Source organism: Phytopseudomonas seleniipraecipitans (genome assembly GCF_900102335.1).
In the GTDB taxonomy this organism is placed as follows: domain Bacteria; phylum Pseudomonadota; class Gammaproteobacteria; order Pseudomonadales; family Pseudomonadaceae; genus Aquipseudomonas; species Aquipseudomonas seleniipraecipitans.
Genome location: NZ_FNBM01000003.1, coordinates 263,571 through 285,812 on the forward strand (window position 1 = coordinate 263,571; position 22,242 = coordinate 285,812).

The 22,242-nt window shown below is 61.6% G+C and carries 15 protein-coding genes; 2 read left to right on the forward strand and 13 right to left on the reverse strand.

The genetic code is table 11. The features are described 5' to 3' along the window. Positions 1-34 precede the first annotated feature (34 nt). The 9 genes from gltB to BLS60_RS08925 form a co-directional block, all read right to left on the reverse strand. The gene (gene gltB / locus BLS60_RS08885) at positions 35-4,483 is read right to left on the reverse strand and encodes a glutamate synthase large subunit (protein WP_092367046.1); all 4,449 of its coding nucleotides are present in this window, start codon (positions 4,481-4,483) and stop codon (positions 35-37) included. Between the two features lie 221 nt (positions 4,484-4,704). Next, on the reverse strand, positions 4,705-6,288 hold the full coding sequence (locus BLS60_RS08890; protein ID WP_092367047.1) for an SPOR domain-containing protein: 1,584 nt from the start codon (positions 6,286-6,288) through the stop codon (positions 4,705-4,707). Positions 6,289-6,295: 7 nt separating this feature from the next. After that, positions 6,296-7,402, reverse strand: coding sequence for a 3-dehydroquinate synthase (gene aroB / locus BLS60_RS08895; RefSeq protein ID WP_092367059.1), 1,107 nt, complete (start codon positions 7,400-7,402; stop codon positions 6,296-6,298). A 51-nt stretch (positions 7,403-7,453) separates the two neighbouring features. Further along, positions 7,454-7,972, reverse strand: a complete 519-nt coding sequence (aroK, locus tag BLS60_RS08900; protein ID WP_070880245.1) for a shikimate kinase AroK — start codon at positions 7,970-7,972, stop codon at positions 7,454-7,456. Between the two features lie 3 nt (positions 7,973-7,975). Then, complete coding sequence (locus BLS60_RS08905; protein WP_070880246.1) at positions 7,976-10,120, reverse strand: type IV pilus secretin PilQ; 2,145 nt, start codon at positions 10,118-10,120, stop codon at positions 7,976-7,978. Positions 10,121-10,174: 54 nt separating this feature from the next. After that, positions 10,175-10,693, reverse strand: a complete 519-nt coding sequence (gene pilP / locus BLS60_RS08910; RefSeq protein WP_070880247.1) for a type 4a pilus biogenesis lipoprotein PilP — start codon at positions 10,691-10,693, stop codon at positions 10,175-10,177. Next, a complete protein-coding gene (gene pilO / locus BLS60_RS08915) occupies positions 10,690-11,313 on the reverse strand; it encodes a type 4a pilus biogenesis protein PilO (RefSeq protein ID WP_070880248.1) in 624 nt (207 codons plus the stop codon). The genes pilP and pilO overlap by 4 nt, the downstream gene beginning before the upstream one ends. Then, the gene (locus BLS60_RS08920) at positions 11,310-11,882 is read right to left on the reverse strand and encodes a PilN domain-containing protein (protein ID WP_070880249.1); all 573 of its coding nucleotides are present in this window, start codon (positions 11,880-11,882) and stop codon (positions 11,310-11,312) included. The genes pilO and BLS60_RS08920 overlap by 4 nt, the downstream gene beginning before the upstream one ends. Further along, the gene (locus BLS60_RS08925) at positions 11,882-12,946 is read right to left on the reverse strand and encodes a pilus assembly protein PilM (RefSeq protein ID WP_070880250.1); all 1,065 of its coding nucleotides are present in this window, start codon (positions 12,944-12,946) and stop codon (positions 11,882-11,884) included. Before BLS60_RS08925 ends, BLS60_RS08920 begins: the two co-directional genes overlap by 1 nt. Positions 12,947-13,127: 181 nt before the next feature. On the opposite strand from BLS60_RS08925, the gene BLS60_RS08930 reads away from it, so the two are divergent. Continuing rightward, positions 13,128-15,566 carry a penicillin-binding protein 1A gene (locus BLS60_RS08930; protein WP_092367061.1) on the forward strand — a complete coding sequence of 813 codons (2,439 nt, stop codon included), beginning with the start codon at positions 13,128-13,130 and terminating at the stop codon, positions 15,564-15,566. 217 nt (positions 15,567-15,783) lie between these two features. Here BLS60_RS08930 and BLS60_RS08935 read toward each other — a convergent pair whose 3' ends face one another. The 4 genes from BLS60_RS08935 to rpmE all read right to left on the reverse strand — a co-directional run bounded on the left by BLS60_RS08935 (position 15,784) and on the right by rpmE (position 19,627). Then, entirely contained in the window at positions 15,784-17,052 is a 1,269-nt protein-coding gene (locus BLS60_RS08935) for a malic enzyme-like NAD(P)-binding protein (protein WP_070880252.1), read from the reverse strand. Positions 17,053-17,154: 102 nt separating this feature from the next. Next, positions 17,155-18,594 carry a M48 family metalloprotease gene (locus tag BLS60_RS08940; protein ID WP_092367063.1) on the reverse strand — a complete coding sequence of 480 codons (1,440 nt, stop codon included), beginning with the start codon at positions 18,592-18,594 and terminating at the stop codon, positions 17,155-17,157. Continuing rightward, complete coding sequence (locus tag BLS60_RS08945; protein ID WP_092367065.1) at positions 18,591-19,388, reverse strand: thermonuclease family protein; 798 nt, start codon at positions 19,386-19,388, stop codon at positions 18,591-18,593. Before BLS60_RS08945 ends, BLS60_RS08940 begins: the two co-directional genes overlap by 4 nt. Before the next feature lie 26 nt (positions 19,389-19,414). Next, positions 19,415-19,627, reverse strand: coding sequence for a 50S ribosomal protein L31 (rpmE, locus tag BLS60_RS08950; protein WP_042552353.1), 213 nt, complete (start codon positions 19,625-19,627; stop codon positions 19,415-19,417). 324 nt (positions 19,628-19,951) lie between these two features. Here rpmE and BLS60_RS08955 point away from each other — a divergent pair, with 324 nt between their 5' ends. Further along, positions 19,952-22,171, forward strand: a complete 2,220-nt coding sequence (locus BLS60_RS08955; protein ID WP_092367072.1) for a primosomal protein N' — start codon at positions 19,952-19,954, stop codon at positions 22,169-22,171. Positions 22,172-22,242: the final 71 nt, after the last annotated feature.

The window sequence follows — 22,242 nt, forward strand, 5'->3', positions numbered from 1 at the left end:
CAAGCCCTCAGTTGGGCTTGCCGCTTGAAGCTGCTTATTGCGGGTTGGCGCGGATGCTGGAGAGCAGCGACTTGAGGTTCGCGGCCTTGGGTTTGACCAGCCAGAACTTGCGCAGGTAGTCGTCCAGGTTTTCCAGCAGATTGCGGCCCCACTCGCTTGCCGTCTCTTCGACGTACTCGGCCAACACGCGCTCCAGGTGGCTGCGGTAAGCCTCCATGGATTCGTTGTTGATCCGTTGAATTTCTACCAGCTCATGGTTAACCCGGTCGTAGAAGCTGTTGTCCAGGTCGAGCACATAGGCGAAACCACCGGTCATGCCGGAACCGAAGTTGTAGCCGGTCTTGCCCAGCACGCAGACGAAACCACCGGTCATGTACTCGCAGCAGTGGTCACCCACGCCTTCCACCACCGAGTGGGCGCCGGAGTTGCGCACCGCGAAACGCTCGCCCGCAGTGCCGGCAGCGAACAGTTTGCCGCCGGTAGCACCGTACAGGCAGGTGTTGCCGATGATGGCGCTGTCCTGGGTTTTGAACGGGCTGCCCTTCGGCGGCACGATCACCAGCTTGCCGGCGGTCATGCCCTTGCCGACGTAATCGTTGGCGTCGCCTTCGAGGTACAGGTTCAGGCCGCCGGCGTTCCACACACCGAAGCTTTGCCCGGCGGTGCCTTTGAAGCGGAAGGTGATCGGCGCCTTGACCATTCCCTGGTTGCCATGCACCCGGGCGATTTCGCCGGAGACACGGGCACCGATGGAGCGGTCGCAGTTGCAGATATCCAGCGCATAGTCGCCGCCACTGGCACTGTCGATAGCCGATTTGGCCATGGACAGCATTTCTTCAGCCAGCAAACCCTGGTCGAACGGCGGATTGCGGTCGACCTGGCAGAACTGTGGTTTGTCCGCCGGAATGTGATCGCTGCCGAGCAGGGGGGTCAGGTCCAGGTTGTTCTGCTTGGCGGTTTCGCCCGGCAGAACTTCCAGCAGATCGGTACGGCCGATCAGCTCGCCCAGGCTGCGTACGCCCAGCTTGGCCAGCCACTCGCGGGTTTCTTCGGCGACATAGGTGAAGAAATTCACCACCATGTCCACGGTGCCGATGAAGTGATCCTTGCGCAGCTTGTCGTTCTGCGTGGCTACGCCCGTGGCGCAGTTGTTCAGGTGGCAGATGCGCAGGTATTTACAGCCCAGAGCAACCATCGGCGCGGTACCGAAGCCGAAGCTCTCGGCGCCAAGGATAGCGGCCTTAACCACATCCAGGCCGGTTTTCAGGCCGCCGTCAGTCTGTACCCGTACTTTGCCGCGCAGGTCGTTGCCGCGCAGGGTCTGGTGGGTTTCCGCCAGGCCCAGTTCCCACGGCGAACCGGCGTATTTGATCGAGCTCAGCGGTGAAGCTCCGGTGCCGCCGTCATAACCGGAAATGGTGATCAGGTCCGCATACGCCTTGGCGACACCGGCGGCGATGGTGCCGACACCCGCTTCAGACACCAACTTGACCGACACCAGCGCGCTGGGGTTGACCTGCTTGAGGTCATAGATCAGCTGCGCCAGGTCTTCGATCGAATAGATGTCGTGGTGCGGCGGCGGCGAAATCAGCGTCACGCCCGGTACCGCATAGCGCAGCTTGGCGATCAGACCGTTCACCTTGCCACCTGGCAGCTGACCGCCTTCGCCGGGCTTGGCACCCTGGGCCACCTTGATTTGTAGCACTTCGGCATTGACCAGGTATTCCGGCGTCACACCAAATCGGCCCGTGGCGATCTGCTTGATCTTCGAGCTCTTGATGGTGCCGTAGCGCGCCGGGTCTTCACCGCCTTCGCCGGAGTTGGAGCGTGCACCGAGGCGGTTCATCGCCTCGGCCAGGGCTTCGTGAGCCTCTGGCGACAGCGCGCCCAGGGAGATACCGGCAGCATCGAAGCGCTTGAAGATCGACTCCAGCGGCTCGACTTCGTCGAGTGCCAGCGGCGAATCGGCAAGCTTGACCTGCAGCAGGTCACGCAGCATCGACACCGGGCGGGTATCCACCAGCTTGGTGTATTCCTTGAACATCTCGTAGCTGCCCTGCTTCACCGCCGCCTGCAGGGTATTCACCACATCGGGGTTGTAGGCGTGGTACTCGCCGCCATAGACGAACTTGAGCAAACCGCCCTGCTGGATGGACTTGCGGTTGTTCCAGGCTTCACCCGCCAGCGCCTTCTGCTCGGCTTCCAGATCCACGAAACGCGCACCCTTGAGGCGGCTCGGCACGCCACGGAAACACAGGCCGGTCACTTCATCGGCCAGGCCGACGGCTTCGAACAGCTGAGCACCGCGGTAGGAACCGACGGTGGATATACCCATCTTCGAGAGGATCTTCAGCAGGCCTTTGGAAATGCCCTTGCGGTAGTACTTGAACACTTCGTACAGATCGCCCAGCACTTCGCCGGTGCGGATCAGATCACCCAGCACTTCGTAGGCCAGGAACGGGTACACCGCCGAAGCGCCGAAACCGATCAGCACCGCATAGTGATGCGGATCGCGGGCGGTGGCGGTTTCGACCAGGATATTGCAGTCGCAGCGCAGACCGGTCTCGGTCAGGCGATGGTGCACCGCACCGGTAACCAGTGCCGCATGCGCCGGCAGCTTGCCCGGGGCGATGTGACGGTCGGTCAGAACCAGCAGCACCTTGCCGGAACGCACGGCTTCTTCCGCCTGGTCGGCCATGTTGCGCACGGCTGCTTCCAGGCCGATCGACTCGTCGTAGTTGAGGTCGATGATCTGCCGCTCGAAACCCGGGCGTTCCAGGTTCATCAGCGTGCGCCACTTGGCCGGCGAGATCACTGGCGAGCTGAGGATCACCCGCGAGGCATGCTCCGGCGACTCCTCGAAGATGTTGCGCTCGGCACCGAGGCAGATCTCCAGCGACATAACGATGGCTTCACGCAGCGGGTCGATCGGCGGGTTGGTGACCTGCGCGAACTGCTGGCGGAAGTAGTCGTACGGCGAGCGCACGCGTTGGCTCAGCACCGCCATCGGCGTGTCATCGCCCATCGAGCCGACCGCTTCCTGGCCCTGCTCGGCGAGCGGGCGCAGCACTTGGTCACGCTCCTCGAAGGTGACCTGGAACATCTTCATGTACTGCTTGAGCTGATCCGCGTCATAGAAGGCCGAACCATGGTCGTTATCTTCCATGGTCGCCTGAACGCGCAGCGCACTCTTGCGCAGCCATTGCTTGTAGGGGTGGCGGGACTTGAGGCGATTGTCGATGTCGTCAGTAGTCAGCACCTGGCCGGTTTCGGTATCGACCGCGAGGATCTGACCCGGGCCGACACGACCCTTGGCCACCACGTCCTCGGGCTGGTAATTCCATACGCCGATTTCCGAAGCCAGGGTGATGTAGCCATTGTTGGTGGTGACCCAGCGCGCTGGACGCAAACCGTTGCGGTCGAGCAGGCACACAGCGTGGCGGCCGTCGGTCAGCACCACGCCGGCCGGGCCATCCCAGGGCTCCATGTGCATAGAGTTATATTCGTAGAACGCCCGCAGGTCGGCGTCCATGGTCTCGACGTTCTGCCACGCTGGCGGAATGATCATCCGCACGCCACGGAACAGGTCGATACCGCCAGTGACCATCAGCTCAAGCATGTTGTCCATGCTCGAGGAGTCGGAACCGACACGATTGACCAGCGGACCGAGCTCTTCAAGGGCTGGAATCTGGCCATTCTCGAACTTGGTGCGGCGTGCCTGAGCCCAGTTACGGTTGCCGGTGATGGTGTTGATCTCGCCATTGTGGGCGAGAAAGCGGAACGGCTGAGCCAGCGGCCATTTCGGCAAGGTGTTGGTGGAGAAGCGCTGGTGGAACACACAGATCGCGGTCTGCAGGCGCTCGTCACCCAGGTCCGGGTAGAACTGCTGCAGGTCGGCCGGCATCATCAAGCCTTTATAGATGATGGTCTTGTGCGAAAAGCTGCAGATGTAATGCTCAGTGTCCGCGGCATTGGCCACCGAGGAGCGGCGGCGAGCACAGAACAGCTTGATGGCGAAGTCCTGATCGCTCAGGCCATCGGCGCTGATGAACACCTGTTCGATCTGCGGTAGGCGCTCAAGGGCCAGACGGCCGAGCACGCTGGTGTCGATCGGTACCTTGCGCCAGCCGACCAGGGTCAGACCAGCGGCTTCGATCTCGCGGTTCATGTTGTCGCGGGCAGCGCTGGCCTTGGTATCGTCCTGATTGAGGAAGACCATGCCCACGGCATACTGCTTGGGCAGTTCGACGCCAAAGGTGTCCTGGGCGACAGCGCGCAGGAACAGATCGGGTTTTTGAATCAGCAAACCACAGCCATCACCCGTCTTGCCGTCGGCATTGATGCCGCCACGGTGGGTCATGCAGGTCAGTGCTTCTATCGCGGTTTGCAACAGGTGATGGCTCGCCTCCCCCTGCATGTGCGCGATCAGGCCGAAGCCGCAGTTATCCTTGAACTCATCAGGATGGTACAGACCTGCTTTCATAGGGAACTCTCACCAGACTGCCTTACTCGGCATTTTTCTTTCTAATTCAATCAATTACCCTGCGCGCAGGTCGATGCGCCCGGCTTTGCGCAGGCAAACGGAGGTCATTGTACATAGCGAGATAAGCGTCACAAAGAACAATGTGACGAAAAACAGGAATAAAATGTCGCAAAAATGAAAGAGCCCATTGCGTCAGTTTGTACGCAACGGGCTCGTTTCGATCAGTTCGCCATTTCCTGAGTAACACTGGCGAAGGTCTTCGGCCAGGGCTTACCGGCCTGAACCTTGGCGGGCAAGGTCTTCACGGCTGCCTGGGCGGCGTCGCGGCTGGCAAAGCTACCATAAGTGATGACGAAAAGTGGCTTGCCCTGGTGCATCTTCTTGAAATACCGATACTGCGCGCCGTTCTGACTGACGAAGGAGCGTGCAGCGCTTTCGGTACTGGTGCCGAGCACCTGCAGGGTGTAGTGGCTCTTGGTTTGCGTGGCGTACCAGCCATTGGCCTGAGCTGGGCCCGCAGGCGCCGGCCTCGCGGCGGGCGCGGGGGCAGCGGCCGGCTTGGGCTGCTCCACCGGTTTGGGTTGCTGGGCGACAGGCTGCGGCGGCTGAGGGGCCGGGGCAGGCGTAGTAGGCGCTGGGGTTGGCGCAGGCTGCGAGGCTGTCGGTGGAACAGTCACCGGGGTGCTCGCGACAGGCTCTGGCAATTCGACATTGGCCTCACCGTCGGTCTCACCCGCCGCCTGAGCCAGTGGCTGGCGAATGACCGGCTGCGACTGCCCCACGAGCGGCAATGGCAACGGCTGGTTGCTCCCGGCGAATTCGATGGCAGGCCGGCCGTCAGCACCCACTTCGGCTTCAGGCTGCGGCTGTGCAGGCGTGCCCGCCTGTTGTTGTGGCCGCTCATTGGCACCCAGCGGCAGCTGCGCCTGAGGCGCTGGGGCTTCCGGAGAATCCGAACGCCCTTGCATCAGCAGGGCCGCCGCCACACCGACGCCAATCACCGCCAATGCCAGCAAGTGTTTTTTCGGCAGACTGAAAGAGAAGCCGCCGCCCTTCGCCGCGCCTCGGCGAGACGCCATGGCGTCGATCAGCACATCGCGCGCTACCCGGTTGATTTCGCCCGGCCAACCGCCGGAGCGGTCATGAATCAGCTCGACTTGTTCGTCGGACAATAATTCGATGCCCTGCGCAGCACCCTCCAAGCGCAGCGCCAGGTATTCACGGGTCTCGTCCTCTGCATAAGGCTGGAGCTCGATGACATGGAACACTTCATCGGCACCGGCCAGCGCATCCAAACGCGGGATGACATCAGAATCGGCAAACAGAAAGACATGAGGACGACCATCAGCGTTGCCTTGCGCCAACACCAGCAGCGCTTCTAGCGCAGCTTCGCTGAGCTCCTCGGCATCATCGATCAGCAAATAGACTTCCTGCCCGGTCAAGGCAAGCTGACCAACCTGAGCGAGCAGCGCCGCGCGATCCGTCTGCTGGGTGTTCAGGCCTTGGGCGATGTGTCGCATCAACGTTGCCGGATCGGCTGCGCCTTGCGCGGAAACCACGACGTTGTGAACAGCCTGCTTGTTGGTGCTGGCGACCAGTGCCTGGCGCAACAGGGTCTTGCCACTGCCTTCCGGCCCGGTAACAACCAACACCAACTGACTGTAGCGTGCCAGATGATGAAGCTGCCCCAGCACCGGCTTGCGCTGCGCCGGGAAGAACTTGAAGCCTGGCACCCGCGCCGCGAAGGGATCATGGGTGAACTGATAGTGGTCGAGAAACGCTTCGTCGGCGTGCAAACTGGTCATTGAATACTCACTGATTGTTAAGCCGAGCCACCAACGCCGGGTAATCGGCAGCCAGGGTGGCATTCAAGATGTCTCGCGGGTAATCACTGGTCACTACCGCCTCGCCCAACGAGCGCAACAGCACCAGGCGCAACTGGCCATCCAGCACCTTCTTGTCGACCGCCATATGCTCGAGAAAATCCGCGGGGGTCATTTCCTGCGGCGGCACGACAGGCAAGCCTGCCGCCAGGAACAGGCGAACACCACGGTCACGCTCATCCGCGGTTATCCAGCCCAGACGGTGAGACATCTCCAGCGCCATCGCCGTTCCGGCGGCCACCGCTTCACCATGTAACCAGACGCCATAACCCATGTGGGTCTCAATGGCGTGACCAAAGGTATGCCCCAAGTTCAACGTGGCACGTACACCGGTTTCGCGCTCGTCGGCACCGACAACGCGGGCCTTGGCAGCGCAGGATCGCTCGATCGCCTCGGTAAGCGCAGCCTGATCCAGGCCGCGCAACGCTGCCACGTGCTCTTCGAGCCAGCCTAGAAACGGCTCGTCGCAGATCAAGCCGTACTTGATCACCTCAGCCAACCCAGCCGATAGCTCGCGCTGCGGCAAGGTCTCCAGGCTGCGCGTGTCGATCAGTACAGCCTGGGGCTGATAGAACGCCCCCACCATGTTCTTGCCCAGCGGGTGGTTGATACCGGTCTTGCCACCCACCGAGGAGTCGACCTGGGAGAGCAGCGTGGTAGGAATCTGAATGAAATTCACACCGCGCTGGTAACAGGCCGCTGCGAAACCCGCCATGTCACCGATTACGCCACCGCCAAGGGCGATAACCGTGGTCCGACGATCATGACGAGCCCCAAGCAGACCATCAAAGATGGTTTGCAGGGTCTGCCAATTCTTGAAGGCCTCGCCATCGGGCAGCACGATCGAAGTGACCCGGTAATCGGCCAGGGTCGCTTGCAGTTCAGCCAGATACAGCGGCGCAATGGTCTCATTCGTGACGATCGCGACTTGCTGCCCCACGATATGCGCTGCCAGCAGATCAACACGGCTCAGCAGGTCTGCGCCTATATAGATGGGGTAGCTGCGCTCAGCGAGATCGACATGGAGTGTTTGCATAGAGCCCCCGATTGAAATAGGGCGCTAGGATACCGCAGTTCGGCCCAGTCATTAACGGGGCGCCAGCGCTTCCAGCCGCTCGAGGATTTCCTGAACCACCATACGCGGCGGACGTTCATCGGTTTCGATGATGACGTCGGCAATCTCTCGGTAAAGCGGGTCGCGGATGGCCAGCAGATCGGCCAATACCTGCCCCGGATTGGCGGTGCGCAGCAAGGGTCGATTGCGATCACGTGCCGTGCGGTCAATCTGCTGTTCCACTGAAGCATGCAGATATACCACTCGCCCGCCAGCACGTAACGCCTGGCGATTTTGTGGTCGCATGACCGCCCCGCCGCCGGTAGCCAGCACCAGACCATCGGCATCACACAGCGAACAGATCACCGCTTGCTCACGCTCGCGAAAACCCTGCTCGCCTTCGACGTCGAAAATCCAAGGAATATCTGCGCCGGTCCGCTGCTCGATCTCCTTGTCGGAGTCTTTGAATGGCAACCGCAACTCTTTGGCAAGGAGACGCCCGATGGTGCTTTTTCCAGCGCCCATCGGGCCAACAAGGATCAGATTACGCACTAATTACCGACTCACGGCCACCGCTTGACTGTTCATGATGCGCGGCGTGATGAAAATCAGCAACTCGGTCTTGTTGTCGGTGACCATGTCGCGGCGGAACAGCCTTCCCAAATAAGGGACATCCCCGAGAAACGGAACCTTCGATACCGCTTTACTCTGCGCATTCTCGAATACACCGCCGATCACAATTGTCTCGCCATCAGCTACGAGAACCTTGGCGTTGACTTCGTTCTTGTTGATCGGCGGCGCCCCACCAGCGATCGCGCGCTCATAGTCAGCCGAGTCCTTGGTGACTTTGACTTCCATGATGATGCGATTGTCGGGCGTAATCTGCGGAGTCACTTCCAGCGACAGAGCGGCTTCCTTGAACGACGTGGAGGTCGCACCGCTGGAGCTGGCTTCCTGATAAGGAATTTCCTGGCCGCGCAGAATCTTCGCGGTTTCCTTGTCAGAGGTGACGACCTTTGGCTGGGAAACGATTTCGCCGTTGCCGGAGCTTTCCATGGCAGAGAGCTGCAGATCCAGAACCACGTTATTGGTCAGGAAGCCAATACCGATACCCGAAGTGCTGTTGGCTAGCCCCATATCAACGAACGGAACGGGCGCCGTACCTTCCTCGGCTTCGAAGTTGCCAACAGTGCTGGAGCCTGGAAGGAATGCCTGGCCGTCTTCGAACGTGGTGGCACCGTCCTTGCCATATACGCTCCAGTTACCACCGACACCTGCACCACCCCAGCGCACGCCGAGGGATTTGCCGTAGTTAACGTTGGCTTCCACGATCCGCGCCTCGATCATCACCTGGCGCACTGCCACGTCCAGCTGAGCCACAATGCGGCGCAGCTCGTCCAGGCGCTCCTGAGTCTGGTAGGCAATGATGCTGTTGGTGCGCTCATCGACAGTGATGGAGCCGCGCTCATCGACGGCACCATCAGCGCTGGTCACCGACTGGAACAGCTTGGCCATGTCGGCCGCCTTGGCGTAGTTGACCTGAATCAGCTCGCGGCGCAGCGGAGCCAGCTCGGCGATCTGCTTCTGCGACTCAAGCTCCTGCCGCTCGCGAGCAGCAATTTCCTCAGCCGGAGCAACCAGCAGTACGTTGCCGATCTGACGCTTGTCGAGACCCTTGGTTTTTAACACCAGATCCAGTGCCTGATCCCACGGCACGTTCTGCAGGCGCAAGGTGATGTTGCCGGCAACCGTGTCACTGGCGACTAGGTTGAGGTCGGTGAAATCGGCGATCAACTGCAGCACCGAACGCACGTCGATGTCCTGGAAGTTCAGCGACAGCTTCTCGCCCGTGTAGGCAAAGCGCTCGGCCTGACGCTTCTCGGCATCTTCAGGAGTCAGCGGCTTGACGCTCAGGGTCAGCTTGTTTTCGGTCTGGTAGGCCAGGTAATCAAACGCGCCAACAGGCTCGATGACAATGCTGGCGTCATCGCCCGTGCCGCTGGCGCTGACGAACTGCACCGGCGTGGCGAAGTCCTTCACATCCAGACGCACGCGCAGCGCTTCTGGCAATTGCGTACGGTTGAAATTCAGGATGATCTTGCCACCACGCTCCTGAATATCAGGGCTTACCGAGGCGTCGGAAAGGTCGATGACAATGTTGCCTTCGCCCTGCGTGCCGCGCTGGAAGTCGATATTGCTGATCGCCTTGTTCACCGCACCGAATACCTTGGGTGCTGCCGGCGCAGCAACAGGCGTCGCCGCTGCTGGGGCCGGGGCCGGGCGTGCCGCAGCGGTGCTGGCAGGGGCTGCGCTCATGGCGACGCCCGTACCAACCTGCACGAACAGGTTATTGCCTTCGGTGCGCGTGTTGTACGGCGCCAGGTTGGTCAGGTTGATGATCAGGCGGGTACGGTCCTTGGCCTCGACCACGGTAACGCTACGGGCGTTGCCCATTCCCAGCTCACGGTTCTTGACGCCCAGCTTGTTGGAAACGCCCGGCATATCCAGCGCAATACGTGCTGGCTGCTCGATGGTGTAACCACGCGGCGCGGTAACAGGCTCGTCAAAAGACAGTTTCAGCTCGACACGGTCACCCGGCAGCGCAGCGACATCCAGCGCCTGCAGGTTGGCCGCCAGGGCTGCGGGAGAGAGCAGAATGGCCAGCAGCGAAACGCTGAGGCGTGAAAAAGAGCTGTTCATGCTTGGATTCCGTTTGGCAGACCGGTTATTTCTATTCATGGCTCACCTCGCTCCTCAGGAGCGCTCCTTCAGAGTGAGGGTACGGGGGCGCTCGAGCCAGCCACCATCACCGTCAGGGACGATTTCGACTACGTCGATTTTTGCACTGTCGATAGCGACGATCCGGCCCTCATTGCGTCCCAGGTAATCCCCAACCTTGACGCGATGAACACCACCGGCACCGCTAACCAACGCGAACGAGCCATTGTCATTGGCCAGCGTGCCGACCATTTCAAAGAGTTCGATATTGAAGCCTTCGAGGAACTGCTTGACCCGATTTTCATCCGGTTTGATTTGCTTGTCCCCCTTCACCCGATTCACCAGGTCGACCTTGACGGGCGGCTGGAACGGACTGCGCAGGGCGGCGGCGCTGTAGGTAAAGCTCTCGTAAGGTTCGGGCTGAGGCAGCGGTTCGATCTGGCCTTTCGGACGCGCACGCACCTCATCCATATACGCTTGCAGATCGCTGAAATCACCGCCACCGCAACCGCTCAGGCTAAGAAACACCAGACTCGACAGGAAGACGCGCTTCATGGCTGAGCTCCCTTGTCATTGTAACGATAGGTCTTGGCCAGAATGCTCATACGCAGTTTGGATGTGCTGTCCTGAGAGGCTGGGACGAGTTCAAAGTCATGCAACGTGACGATGCGCGGCTGGCTGGCCACCCCACTGACGAACGTCGCCAGATCGTGGTAACCACCGACGACCTGAATTTGGATCGGCAATTCGATATAAAACTGCTGGGTAACTTCCGGCAGCAGCTTGATTTCCTCGAACTCGAGGCCGCTGTCCAGGCCAATGCGCGTGATGTCTTCGAGCAGGCCAGGCACCTCGGTATCGCTCGGCAGCTGCTTGAGCAGTGCACCGAAGGAAACCTCGGCTTCTTTCATCTGATCGCGATAGGCCTCGAGGTTGGCAGCCTGAAACGCCTTGGAGGAAAACTGCTGTTTGAGATTCTCTTCCTCCATCCGCTGTTGATCGAGGTTCGCCTGCAGATCCTTGAGGTGGAAGTTGTAGCCCAGCGCCAGCACCAGTACCACGGCAAGAATGCCAGCGATAACCTTCACTGCTGCCGGCCAGGATCCAATGTTGTTCAGATCAAGGTCGTTGATATCGACCTTGCGCAGGCCTGCGAGGGATTCGCTGAAACTCATGGCTTCACCTCCGCTTCTGCCTTGACCGGTTGCGACTGCTGCACGGTCAGCTGAAAGGTATTGGCCTGCTCAAGCGCCCCGGCGGTGACGGCCTTGACTTCGGTCAGGTTGGGAGCTGTCAGCCACTCGGAGGCGTCCATGTCGCGCATCAGTTTGGAAACGCGACTGTTCGACTCGGCCGCGCCGACGATCGCAATACTCTTGCCCGTCATTTTCACCCCGGTGAAATACACGCCATCGGGCAGGGTTCGCACCATCTGGTCGAAAACCCGACCGATGATCGGGCGATTGCCCTGCAGGTCCTGAATGATCTTCATCCGCTCGAGCAACTGCTGACGACGTGTGCGCAGCTCGCTGATCTCGGCGATACGGGTATCCAGCACGGCAATTTCCTTGCGCACGAAATCGTTGCGCGCCTGCTGGTTCTCGATCTCGCCACTGAGGTACTGGTCACCCAAAAATATCAACGCCGCTGCGGCGACCAGAAGGCCACCCAGAGACACCAGAAAGCGCTGCTTGCGTTCTTCGCGCAGCTGCTCGCGCCAGGGAAGGAGGTTAATCCGTGCCATCAGTCGAAACTCCTCATCGCCAGGCCGCAGGCAATCATCAGAGCCGGCGCATCACTGGCCAGCGCACCCGCATTGACCTTGCCGCTGAGGGCCATGTCGGCGAACGGGTTGGCGACCAGGGTCTGGGTGCCGATTTTCTGCTGAATGAGACGGTCAAGATCAGGGATCGACGCAGTGCCGCCAGCCAGCAGGATGTAATCGACATCGTTGTACTGGCCAGCAGCGAAGAAGAATTGCAGGGAACGGGACACCTGTTGCACCAGGGCATCCTTGAACGGTTGCAACACTTCGCTTTCATAATCGTCCGGCAGCCCGCCCTGCTTTTTGGCGAGGCCGGCCTCGTCGACGGACAGGCCGTAGCGACGCTGAATTTCTTCGGTCAGCTGGCGACCACCAAACAGCTGCTCACGGGTGTAAATGGTGCGCCCGTTATGCAGCACGCTCAGGGTGGTCATAGTCGCCCCAATGTCGACGACCGCAACCGTCAGGTCGTCATGGCTGTCGCCGAGCTGTTCGGCCAGCAGGCCATAGGCACGCTCCAGCGCGTAGGCCTCGACGTCCACCACCTTGGCAGTCAGGCCTGCCAACGCCAGAGCCGCCTCGCGAACCTCGACGTTCTCTTTGCGGCAGGCAGCCAGCAGCACTTCGACCCGCTCGGGATTGCGCGGTGAAATGCCCTGGACTTCGAAATCGATCGCCACTTCTTCCAGTGGATAAGGAATGTACTGATCAGCTTCCAGCTTCAGCTGATTTTCCAACTCGTCGTCAGACAGACCGGCTTCCATCTCCACGGTTTTGGTGATGACCGCAGACCCGGCGACGGCGACTGACACCGAGCGCACATTGGTCTTGGCTTTCGCCAACACGCGCGACAGCGCCTGACCGACACCCTCTAATTCGGCGATGTTCTTTTCGACGATTGCGTTGGCTGGGAGCGGCTCGACAGCGTAGGCCTCTACTTTGTAGCGGCTTCCCGAGCGACTCAATTCAAGGAGCTTGACCGAGGTCGAACTTATATCGATCCCCAAAAGCGTATTCGCTTTCTTACTGAAGAGCCCTAGCACGACCGATTTCCTATTGGCATCCATAACTTACGGACGATTTATGTTTTTCCACATTAAATAGCAGGCTTGACAGAAGCGCAAATGGCTCCCCGGCAGAAAAAGCGCTTATAATGTGATCAGTTTTTGCCTTTTCGCATTGCCTTCCGCTTAACTCATTCTTTTATCTGGAAATTCAAAAATCTTGATGCGTTTGCTGAAGTTTTTCTGCTGGTCCGTTATCGCTGTTTTTTGTGCGCTGTTACTCAGCGTCAGCGGTGCCTTCCTCTATCTGAGCCCGACGCTACCCTCCGTCGATGCCCTACGCAGCATAGAGCTACAGATTCCTCTGCGCGTCTACAGCAGCGATGGAAAGCTGATTGCCGAATTCGGAGAAATGCGCCGCTCGCCCATCGCATTTGCCGATATTCCGCCCGACTTCACCAGCGCACTGCTTGCCGCAGAGGACGACAACTTCGCAAACCATTATGGCGTTGATCTTACAAGCCTGATGCGCGCTGCCACGCAATTATTGAAAACGGGACAAATTCAGTCAGGCGGCAGCACCATCACCATGCAGGTGGCGAAGAACTTTTTCCTCACGAGCGAACGCAGCTTTTCCCGCAAGATCACTGAAATACTCCTGGCCCTGCAGATCGAGCGCGAACTCAGCAAGAACGAAATTCTCGAGCTGTACGTCAACAAGATCTATCTGGGCCACCGGGCATACGGCATCGAAGCTGCCGCCCAAGTCTATTACGGCAAATCCATCCGAGACTTGAGCCTCTCCCAGCTTGCGACGATAGCCGGTCTTCCCAAGGCACCTTCGGCTTTCAATCCGCTGACCAACGCCCCCCGCGCCAAAGAGCGCCGTGACTGGATCCTTGGTCGTATGTATCGACTGGGTCGCATCGACCAGGCGCGCTACGAAACGGCGTTAGCCGAGCCTGTCGATGCTAGCTACCACGTACAGACGCCTGAAGTGCCGGCCCCTTACGTGGCGGAAATGGCACGTGCCGAGATGGTCGGACGCTATGGCGGCGACGCGTACACCCAGGGTTTCAACGTCACCACCACGGTGCCAAGCGACCTGCAGCTGATGGCCAGTAAGGCACTGCGCGATGGTTTGATCGACTACGACCAGCGCCACGGCTATCGCGGACCGGAAAGCCGGCTGCCGGGCATGACGCGCGAAACCTGGCAGACCGAGCTGAGCAAACAAGGGCCGCGCGGCGGGCTGGACCCCGCCATCGTCACCCAGGTCGAGAAGAGCGGCATTCTGGTGCTGACGCGTAGCGGCTCCGAGGAGGCGGTTTCGTGGGATAGCATGAAATGGGCGCGCCCCTTCCTCAACACCAACAGCCTGGGACCACGGCCGCAGCAACCTGCCGACGTGGTTCAGATCGGTGACCTGATTCGCGTGCAGCGTCAGGATGATCAGAGCCTGCGCTTCGTGCAGCTGCCCAGCGCCCAGAGCGCGCTGGTGTCACTCGACCCACAGAACGGTGCGATCCGCGCGCTGGTTGGCGGATTCTCCTTCGAGCAGAGCAACTACAACCGCGCCATCCAGGCCAAACGCCAGCCAGGCTCAAGCTTCAAGCCGTTTATCTACAGCGCCGCGCTGGACAATGGCTACACGGCGTCGAGCTTGTTGAATGATGCGCCCATCGTGTTCGTCGATGATTACATGGATCAGGTTTGGCGCCCGAAGAACGACAACAACACCTTCCTCGGCCCGATCCGCCTGCGTGAAGCACTCTACAAGTCACGCAACCTGGTATCGATTCGCCTGTTGCAGGCTATGGGCATCGAACCGACGCTCAACTACATCGAACGCTTCGGTTTCAATCGCCAGGACCTGCCCCGCAACCTGTCTCTGGCGCTTGGCACCGCCAACCTCACGCCCATGGAGATCGCCACTGGCTGGACGGCATTTGCCAACGGCGGCCACAAGGTTCAGCCCTATCTGATTCAGCGCATCGACAACCGCCACGGCGACCCGCTGTTTATTGCCAACCCGCCGACCGTGCCGGATGCTGCCTTGTCGGAGGTGCCGCCGCCAGTCAACGAAGAAGGCGTGATGAACCCCGAGGAAGCCAAGCCGGAACAACTGCCGGAGGCACCAGAACCGGCAGCTGCCGAACGCATTCTGGATGAGCGCACCGCCTACATCATGACCAGCATGCTGCAGGACGTGATCAAGCGCGGTACCGGCCGCCGCGCCATGGCCCTGGGGCGAACCGACCTTGCGGGCAAGACCGGCACCACCAACGAATCGAAAGACAGCTGGTTCTCCGGTTACAACGCCGATTACGTGACCACGGTGTGGGCCGGGTTCGACCAACCGGAAAGCCTCGGCCGCAACGAGTACGGCGGCACTGTGGCGCTGCCCATCTGGATGAGTTACATGGGCGCTGCGCTCAAGGACAAACCCAACCATGCGCCAGCCGAGCCCGAGGGCATCCTCACCCTGCGCGTCGACCCACACAGTGGTCGCGCCGCCTCGCCAGGGACGCCGGATGCATACTTCGAGCTGTTCAAGAGCGAAGACTCACCGCCGCCGATGAGCGAATTCGACCCTGGCATGGGCGCACCTGGCAGTCCGCTGCCTGCCGACGAGGCCGCTCCGATCGATCTGTTCTGACGCGAGCGCCTGCCGCTGCGAGCCCTACGCGCGCTCGCAGCGGCCTCTTTCCGAACCAGACCGCGCTGAGCTGACGCTTCACAGCCCTGCGATTGGCAAGCCAGCAGTCGCCGAGCGCTTGAGAAGCTGCCGACGAAGCTGACAGCAGACTTACCAGCAAAGTGCAGACGTAAAAAAACCCGCCGAGGCGGGTTTTTTTGTCTTCAGCTGATATCGATCAGCCGTTGAACACGTCGTTGACCGACTGCAGCGGGTAGTGCTTCGGATACGGCAGAGTCGCCACACCACTCTCGATGGCGGCCTTGGCCACAGCATCGCACACCACGTTGATCAGACGAGCATCCATCGGCTTCGGAATGATGTACTCACGACCGAACGACAGCGCGATGCCGCCGTAGGCGTCGCAGACTTCCTGAGGCACCGGCAGCTTGGCCAGCTCGCGCAGGGCGTTGGCAGCGGCGATCTTCATCTCTTCGTTGATGCGGGTGGCACGAACGTCCAGCGCACCGCGGAAGATGAACGGGAAGCCTAGTACGTTGTTGACCTGGTTCGGGTAGTCGGAACGACCGGTTGCCATGATCACGTCATCGCGGGTGGCGTGAGCCAGTTCCGGGGAGATTTCCGGGTCCGGGTTCGAGCAGGCGAATACGATCGGGTTCGGTGCCATCAGCTTGAGGCCTTCGGCGCTCAGCAGATCCGGGCCGGACAGACCGACGAACACGTCGGCGCCGGTCAGCGCGTCATCGAGGGTGCGCTTGGTGGTTTCGGTGGCGAATACCGCCTTGTACTGATTCAGGTCGTCGCGGCCGGCGTGGATCACGCCCTTGCGGTCGATCATGAAGATGTTCTCGACCTTGGCGCCCATGCTCACCAGCAGTTTCATGCAGGAGATGGCGGCAGCGCCGGCGCCCAGGCAGACGATCTTGGCGTCAGGCAGAGTCTTGCCGGCGATTTCCAGGGCGTTGAGCATGCCGGCTGCGGTGACGATCGCGGTGCCGTGCTGGTCATCGTGGAAAACCGGGATGTCGCACTGCTCGATCAGGGCGCGCTCGATCTCGAAGCACTCGGGTGCCTTGATGTCTTCCAGGTTGATGCCACCGAAGGTGATGGAGATGCGCTTGACGGTGTCGATGAAGGCCTGCGGGCTTTCAGCATCGACTTCGATGTCGAACACGTCGACGCCGGCGAAACGCTTGAACAGCACGCCCTTGCCTTCCATGACCGGCTTGGAAGCCAGCGGGCCGAGATTGCCCAGGCCGAGGATCGCGGTGCCGTCGGAAATGACTGCTACCAGGTTGCCTTTACCGGTGTAGCGGTAGGCGAGCTCCGGATCGCGAGCGATCTCGCGCACTGGCTCGGCAACACCCGGGCTGTAAGCCAGAGACAAGTCACGGGCAGTGGCGGTGGGCTTGGTGAGCTCGACGCTCAACTTACCCGGACGGGGCTTCTCATGGTATTCGAGAGCGGCAGTTTTCAGATCAGACATAGTGGCATTTCCGCTTTTTTGGGCTATTGACTGGCAGGCGGCCGAGGATACGCAAAGTGCAGGGGCCTGCACAAGACTATGCAGTCAGCCTGCAAACGTGCCTCAGCGAACCGTCTTGAACCAATCACCTGGGCGAGGCTCGCCCTGTGGATAAAGATTATTGAGCAGGCGCAGGCTGCCTTCTGCGTCCCCGGACAGCCCGCTTTTGGCAGCCAGCGACTTGACCGTCTGGCCCTGGCCTACACGCACCAGTTGCAATCGCAATGGCTCGGCCAGCTTGCGCTCGGCGGCCTGCAAAGGCCGAAAGCTGCTGATCGCCGCGATGAACTGCGCATCGTCTTCAGCACGCACTGCACGGCCTTTCACCGCACCAACGAACAGGAACGCCTTGCCGCCTTTGAGGATAGCCGCCACACGGCGCGGCGTGTTGCCGTCGATCAGCCCCATATGGCCCTGCAAGCCGGCCTGTTGCAGCGGCCTCTCGTCGCGCAGACGATTGCCACCGATACGTTGACGCAACAGCGTGGCGGCGTCGAGTTGGCGTGGATTGTCTTCCAGGGTCATGGCGACAAACACCTGTTCATCAGCCGAATGACCGATCAACACCTCAGGTTGATTGACGATGCTCCAGCCCTTGGCGAAGGCCAGGGTGAAGTCGAGGTCACGGTGATAGAAACGCTCGCCGCGCCGAATGCCGCTCTGCGCCGAATCGCCATAGGGCAGGTTCTGCAAACGCTGCAGGAATACGCCGCGGTTGACCTCCTGCTGGCCGGCTACCAAGGCCCGCGCGGGGCCGATCACCTGCTGCAGCCGACGGTCGTTGTCCGGGTGAGTATCGAACAGCCCGTGATAGCCGGCTGCAGGTGGCTGCTCGCCTCGTTTGGTAGCCTGATCACGGGCGAAATCCTCCTGCAGCTTGAGCACCTTGACCACTTCGATCATCGCCTGTGGATCGTAACCGCCGCGTGCCAGGTACTGCGCGCCCAGCCCGTCGGCCTCAAGCTCCATGTCACGGCCATAGCCGCGCACGAACGCGGTGCCCAGTGCTCCCGTTACATCTGCCGCCGCGCCCACACCGGTGCCCATTGCCACAGCCTGACCAAGGATGCTCCAAGCCGTCGACTGGCTCTGCTGGCGCACCCCATGACGGGCCGTTACGTGGCCGACTTCATGCCCCAGCACGGCGGCCAGCTCGGCTTCCGAACCCAGGTAGGCGAGCAGACCCCGGTGTATATAGATGTAGCCGCCTGGCAGCGCGAAGGCGTTGATGTCCGGGCTGTCGATCACCGTGAAACGATAATCCAGCTGGCCTCGATGGCTGTGCCGGGCCACCCGCTCGCCCACACTCTGCACATAAGCCTGCAACGCCTCGTCGGCATAGCGCGGGTATTGTTGAAGGATCTGCTGGTGGGCATCACGGCCGAGCGTCAGCTCCTGCGCCTCGCTCATCATCACAAAGTCGTTGCGTCCAGTGGCGGGATTCACTGCACAGCCCACCAGCGTGGCCGACATCGACATCAGCAACAGCATGCGCAACGTCATCGCAACACCTCCAACATGGCGCTGTGAGTCAACGGCAGCATCCAGCGCGCCTGACCGGCTTTCAGCTTGCCCTGGCGGGAGCGGTCCGTCATCCAGCCCCGCGCTTCGATTCGCTTGCCCTGCAAGTCGCGCAGCAGAGATGGCTCGAAGGTGTCCAGCACCTGCGGGGCAATCCGCAACACCACCGAGCTGCCCATTTCTATCCAGACACCGCCCCGATTATGCTCCACGCGCTGCACCTGGTCCTGGAGCAGCACAAAGCCGCCGCTTCGTATCGCCTTGGCAGACAGAGGCCGCTCCTGCGCCCAGAGCCCGACTCGCTTGGCGCGGGCCGCGCTCTCCGCTTCTCGGTGGCACCCGACCAGGGCGCTATTCGGCGCAACCGCAACCATTCGGCCGAGCCCTTCGGCCAGCATCTGCGCTTCAAGATTATTGCCCGCGGCGTCGTAAAGATGTGCCAGGGTACGACCGTAACGGTCCCGCCTTTGCGCGCCCTGCTTTACCCCGACACCACCGCCATTGGCGTTCACCAGTTGCAGCAAACGCTTGCGCGCGGCCTCGGCGAAAGGTTCCGCCGTACGCCCTTGGCGTGCCAGCTCAGGCGTGTCGATGCCAATCAACCTGACGCTACGGCCGTCGACCAGGCGCACGGTATCGCCGTCCACCACCCGCTGCACTTTGATCTGCGGCAGCTTGCCCGGCGATGGGCAGAAAGCCTGCGCCGGCAGGCAAACCATAGAAACGAAAAAGGCGCCCACGAGGGACGCCTTCTTCAGTAGCGCGAAAACAGCCATGTGGGCTTTCTTCGCTGCTCGGCCGCTTACTTGGCGCCGAACACACCGAAACGCTGCTTGAAGCGGTCGATACGGCCGCCAGCGTCCAGAACCTTCTGCTTGCCGGTGTAGAACGGGTGGCACTCGGAGCACACGTCCAGGCTCAGCGGCTTGGCCAGGGTGGAGCGAGTCTTGATGACGTTACCGCAGCTGCAGGTAGCGTCGATGGCAACGTATTCCGGATGGATATCGGCTTTCATGATTGTTTCCTCAGGTCTTGTGCCGCCACCAGACTGGATGCCCGGTACCGCACGTAGGTTGGCCGCGGATCATACCAGAGCGCGACAATGATGCAACTCGGCTGCGGCTACCGGCCGTCGCACGCGTGCAGGCCAGGCAGGTCGTTGAAAAACGTCACCGAGGCAGTCAGCGCAATACCGAGGGCGGCCCCGCAAGTAGGCGAGAAAGCGGAGTTTACGGTTGTAAATGAGCATTTTTTTGCCTGCTTTTAACGCAGCGATGGCAACGTAGGTAGTTTTCCAAGGGCCTGCTAATATCGCGCCTCGCCTGCCTGGAGCCTTTGCGTGCCCGACGCCATCCTGCGACTCGCCCTGCCCTCGCCACTGCGCCGCCTGTTCGACTACCTCGCCCCCGAAGGCGTGTCGGCCCGGGATCTGCAGCCCGGCGCGCGGCTGCGCGTGCCGTTCGGCCGCCGCGAGATGATCGGCGTGCTGGTCGAAGTCAGCGATCACAGTGACGTCCCGGCCGACAAACTCAAGCCTGCCCTGCAACTGCTCGACCTGCAGGCGCCCATGCCGCCAGCGCTGCTGCGCCTGTGCCAGTGGACCGCACAGTACTACCAGCACAGCCTTGGCGACACGCTCAGTTGGGCACTGCCGGTGCTGCTGCGCCAGGGCGAGCCGGCCGAAGCCCGTCAGGAGCGTTTCTGGCTGATTGCCAAGGACGCGCATCTGGATGACCCGCGCCTGGCCCGCGCGCCGCGCCAACGCGATGCGCTGAAAACCATCGCCCAGCACCCCCATGGGGTTGCTCACCAATTGCTCAGCCAGCTGCAGATCAACCGCGACAGCCTGCAACTGCTGCAGGAGAAAGGCCTGGTGCGTGTGGAAGTGCGCCGCCTGAGCAGCCCCGAGCGCCACGCCAGCTGGCTGGCCCAACCGGAGTTGCCGCTAAATGCCGAACAGCGCGCGGCAACCGAGGCGATTCGCGCAGGCTTCGGCAGTTTCAATGCCTTCCTGCTCGCCGGGGTGACTGGCAGCGGCAAGACCGAGGTCTATCTGCAACTGATCCGCGAGACGCTGGAGGCTGGCAAGCAGGCGCTGGTGCTGATCCCCGAGATCAACCTCGGCCCGCAGACCCTGGCGCGCTTCGAGCGCCGCTTCAATGCACGCATCGCCCTGCTGCACTCGGCAGTCAACGACCGCGAGCGCCTGGACGCCTGGCTGGCAGCGCGCGACGGCGAGGCCGACATCATCATCGGCACCCGTTCCGCACTGTTCACACCGATGAAGCGCCCTGGGCTGATCATCATCGACGAGGAACACGACGCGTCCTATAAACAGCAGGAGGGCCTGCGCTACCACGCCCGCGACCTGGCCGTGGTGCGCGCCCACCAGGAAAACGTGCCGATCGTGCTGGGCTCGGCAACGCCCTCACTGGAAAGCCTGCACAACGCCCACAGCGGCCGTTACGCGATGCTGCGCATGAACCAGCGCGCTGGCGGCGCGCATCCGCCGCGTTTCCTGCGCCTCGATATCAAGAGCCGACCACTGGATGCCGGCATGTCACCACCGCTGCAGCAGGCCATCACCCAGACCCTGGCCGCCGGCCAGCAGGTGCTGGTGTTTCTCAACCGCCGCGGTTTCGCACCGACCCTGCTGTGCCACGAATGCGGCTGGCTATCGGAATGCCCGCGCTGCGATGCGCGGATGACCGTACACCAGCGCAGCCGCGAGCTGCGCTGCCACCATTGCGGCCACGCCGAACGCCAGCCGAGCAACTGCCCGAGCTGCAACAATGTCGACCTGCGCCCGGTTGGCGCTGGCACCGAGCGCGCTGAAGAACGCCTGGAGATTCTCTTTCCCGATGTGCCGGTGCTGCGCGTGGACCGCGACAGCACCTCGCGCAAGGAAGCCATGACCACGCTGTTCAACACCGTACAGCGTGGCGAGCCGTGCATCCTGGTCGGCACCCAGATGCTCGCCAAAGGGCACCATTTTCCGCGAGTCACCTTGGTGGCGATCCTCGATGCCGACGGCGGGCTATTCTCCGCCGACTTCCGCGCCAGCGAGCGCATGGCTCAGTTGATCGTCCAAGTGGCCGGCCGGGCCGGACGCGCGGAGGAGCCGGGCAAGGTGATCATCCAGAGCCACCTGGCCGACCACCCGTTGCTGGTGCAACTGACCGAGCAGGGTTATTTCGCATTTGCCGACCAGGCACTCAGCGAACGCCGCGCCGCTGGCCTGCCGCCGTTCTGTCACCTGGCCTTGCTGCGCGCCGAAGCGCACAAGCCGGGCCAGGCCGAGGGGTTCCTCGATGAAGCCTGCAACGAAGCAGAGCAACTGCTCGGCGAGCTGAACCTGAGCGGTATCGAGCTGCTGGGCCCGGTGCCCGCGCCGATGGAGCGCCGCGCCGGCCGCTATCGCGCCCAGCTATTACTGCAAGGCAACGCGCGCGCGCCTCTGCACAAGCTGCTCGCGCACTGGCTACTGATGCTCGAGAACCTGCCGAGCGGACGCGCCGTGCGTTGGTCGCTGGATGTCGACCCGATCGATCTTTTCTGAGCAGCGGTACTCGCCGTCGAAACACCCCGCAGCCGTTATGGCTTGAAGCGGCGCCCTTGCCCCGTCGATAA

Bases quoted from the DNA above. Each gene is read 5' to 3' on its own strand.
- gltB (WP_092367046.1), bottom strand. From the start codon at position 4,483: ATGAAAGCAGGTCTGTACCATCCTGATGAGTTCAAGGATAACTGCGGC.
- BLS60_RS08890 (WP_092367047.1), bottom strand. From the start codon at position 6,288: ATGACCAGTTTGCACGCCGACGAAGCGTTTCTCGACCACTATCAGTTC.
- aroB (WP_092367059.1), bottom strand. From the start codon at position 7,402: ATGCAAACACTCCATGTCGATCTCGCTGAGCGCAGCTACCCCATCTAT.
- BLS60_RS08905 (WP_070880246.1), bottom strand. From the start codon at position 10,120: ATGAACAGCTCTTTTTCACGCCTCAGCGTTTCGCTGCTGGCCATTCTG.
- pilP (WP_070880247.1), bottom strand. From the start codon at position 10,693: ATGAAGCGCGTCTTCCTGTCGAGTCTGGTGTTTCTTAGCCTGAGCGGT.
- pilO (WP_070880248.1), bottom strand. From the start codon at position 11,313: ATGAGTTTCAGCGAATCCCTCGCAGGCCTGCGCAAGGTCGATATCAAC.
- BLS60_RS08920 (WP_070880249.1), bottom strand. From the start codon at position 11,882: ATGGCACGGATTAACCTCCTTCCCTGGCGCGAGCAGCTGCGCGAAGAA.
- BLS60_RS08935 (WP_070880252.1), bottom strand. From the start codon at position 17,052: ATGTCTGATCTGAAAACTGCCGCTCTCGAATACCATGAGAAGCCCCGT.
- BLS60_RS08940 (WP_092367063.1), bottom strand. From the start codon at position 18,594: ATGACGTTGCGCATGCTGTTGCTGATGTCGATGTCGGCCACGCTGGTG.
- BLS60_RS08945 (WP_092367065.1), bottom strand. From the start codon at position 19,388: ATGGCTGTTTTCGCGCTACTGAAGAAGGCGTCCCTCGTGGGCGCCTTT.
- rpmE (WP_042552353.1), bottom strand. From the start codon at position 19,627: ATGAAAGCCGATATCCATCCGGAATACGTTGCCATCGACGCTACCTGC.